This is a genomic window from Bacteroidota bacterium, from assembly GCA_030706565.1.
Lineage (GTDB): Bacteria > Bacteroidota > Bacteroidia > Bacteroidales > JAUZOH01 > JAUZOH01.
Genome location: JAUZOH010000506.1, coordinates 1 through 2524 on the forward strand (window position 1 = coordinate 1; position 2524 = coordinate 2524).

Here is a 2524-nt window from a genome sequence, read left to right on the forward strand (position 1 = left end):
ACCTGGTTTAATAATCCCTGTCTTCCCTGGCCAAACCATTCATTATTATTTGCCCTTGCCCAAACAGGATGCAACAACCAGTTCGTTCCATCTTTCAGTTTAACAACTGCAGAAGCATGATTAGGACCGGAGAAAATTGCCTTAGGCCTGTCCGGATCATTTTCATTGAACAAATTCACAGGAGTAGACCATGAAGATTGGTCAGCCGACAAGGTTTTACTTCGCATTACTTTTTGTCCACCCGAAACATCACGGGCAAAAGAATAGTAATAATATCCATTTTCTTTCCACATAACAGGGCCTTCTGCCCAACTATAGGGGAAGTGATTGTTCAGGGTATTTAACCAATTCAAATCATACACCACCCCAGTCGGTTGTCCGTCATTTCCCAATTCAACAATTCCATTGTTAGGTTGTCCATTTTTCACAATCATATACCATTTCCCATTATCGTCAATGAAGATAGAATTATCATAACCTAAAGAATAAGACAGTTCTGGCGGATTTTTAACTTTGACGGGCATATTCCAGGGACCGGAAGGTTTTTCAGCAGTCACAAACCACATAGAACCATTATGGGAAAAGAAGTCCCAATATTGATTCGCATAATACACCAGCTGACCGCCCCAACATCCGCCAGAGGGCCTGTCTCCATATTCGCTCCATGCGCCCGATACAGGTTGTGCGATTGCCTCCCAATGGACCAAATCAGTAGAATGATAAATCACCGGGGTGGGATTAAAAGATGAGCCGGTAGTATAAAAATCATTACCCACCTGAGTTAAGGTACAATCGGAATGATCACCAGGGATAACGGGATTGGTAAATGTTTTAGTTGAAAAAGTCTGGCTAAATCCGATTGCAGATTGTAACATCAAACTTGCTATTCCAATTATAATTGATTTTTTCATCTTTCTCAAATGATAATTTTTAAAATTTCTAATAATTTCTTTCAACACAGGATAGTATATATTTTTCAACTATGATTGAAATAATTCGTTTTATTCCTTAACATTATAAATGAAAATAAAAAATTGTTAAGTTATTAATTTTAAACAATTAATTATTTTACTGATTTTCTATTGAAACAATTTGGTAAATATTATCATTTACTGTCAATCCACGTTATGAAAAGGATCCTAATCCCGGACTAAGGACAGACGATGAATGAGCAGATTCATCCTGATATATATTACCAATAACAATTAACACGTAATTCATTTAGATCACCCTTGGTCCATGATTAAAAATAAATGTTTTAGGTGATTTAGTTTTATTGATATAAAGCTTATAATTTAAGATCACAACAATCTACAATATAAACATTAAAATATTTCAACAAAAGATAAAAACAATCCTTGTGTTATTGAAAAACAACTTGAATTAACGGGGACAAAGCCCTGCTAATCCAAGTTATTTTTATTTATTCCCCTTATTGTTGATTATAAATTATTTATTATAAAAAGGTGAAAATGTTTCAGATTTGTCCACCCTGTCTCTTAACACTAAGGTATCCTTCATCGTGTGGAAAGTGGAGCCAAAGTTAACCGTATAATTCAGGTGTAAGGCATCACGTTGCACATTATTACCGAACATATCACATTTCTTCTTATATTCACCTGTACCGGCAACAGTATAAGTCGCAGTTGCAGGATTTGTGATGGTACAGTTACCATTATTGTCAAAGGTCAACAGCAGTTGGAACGGAACATTCAAATTACCTTTAATTTTTGCATTGAGAGAAATTAAAAGTTTATTCAAGGCGACAGAAGACACTGCGGTTATCACCTGATCAGATTCCACATATTTCTGATGATAAATATATGTAGTATCCTGGCCACTTCCTGTAGTTACTTCAATACCTCTGCGAAGATAAACGCCATCCCATGGATTTTTATATTTTACAGCATAAAGAACATAATTCTTGGGGACAGTTACCCAATCAGATGCAACGAAAGGATTAGGAGAGGTCAAATAGCTTTTCCCCAATAATATAGAATCCGCATTGGCAACTTTTGTTATTTTCATGGGAATAACATAGTTGTTTGACAGAGCAAGGGGATCAGCAAAAAAAGCATCAGTCAGTTGCACTTTTACACCGCCCATAAATGATCCCGAAGGGATCACAATCTGGTTAGCAGAAGTAGAAGGACTGACAGGGATCAATTGATAATAGTTTGATGGCAATGGACGTACTTTCGCACCGGTTGCATTTCCAAAAGTAAGGTTTTTGCAAAGTGTGGTATCTACCTGTACATCTAAAATACGATTGACATCATTACTATAAACCCCGCCCATTGTAGCATAAATCATGCATTGATGTGCTGTATCAAGCGAGTTGTCAAATACATAATCCGTTCCGAGTATAATCGACCTTACGGGAGATTGATACGGGAAATAGACCGTAGTATAGTCAAAATTAGGAAATTCTATTTTTTCATTTGAGCAAGAAGTCAAAACCGAAAAAATAATCAACAACAAATAAATAATCTTTTTCATCTTATCAAATATTATAGTTAAGTAT

At 35.7% G+C, this 2524-nt stretch carries 2 protein-coding genes; both read right to left on the minus strand.

The window, feature by feature from the left end; genetic code table 11:
- Positions 1 to 911, minus strand: a 911-nt coding sequence (locus tag Q8907_16135; GenBank protein MDP4275797.1) for a family 43 glycosylhydrolase, incomplete at its 3' end; no start/stop codon positions are given.
- 538 nt (positions 912 to 1449) lie between these two features.
- The gene (locus Q8907_16140) at positions 1450 to 2499 is read right to left on the minus strand and encodes a DUF5627 domain-containing protein (GenBank protein MDP4275798.1); all 1050 of its coding nucleotides are present in this window, start codon (positions 2497 to 2499) and stop codon (positions 1450 to 1452) included.
- Positions 2500 to 2524: the final 25 nt, after the last annotated feature.

Bases quoted from the DNA above. Each gene is read 5' to 3' on its own strand.
- Q8907_16140 (MDP4275798.1), bottom strand. From the start codon at position 2,499: ATGAAAAAGATTATTTATTTGTTGTTGATTATTTTTTCGGTTTTGACT.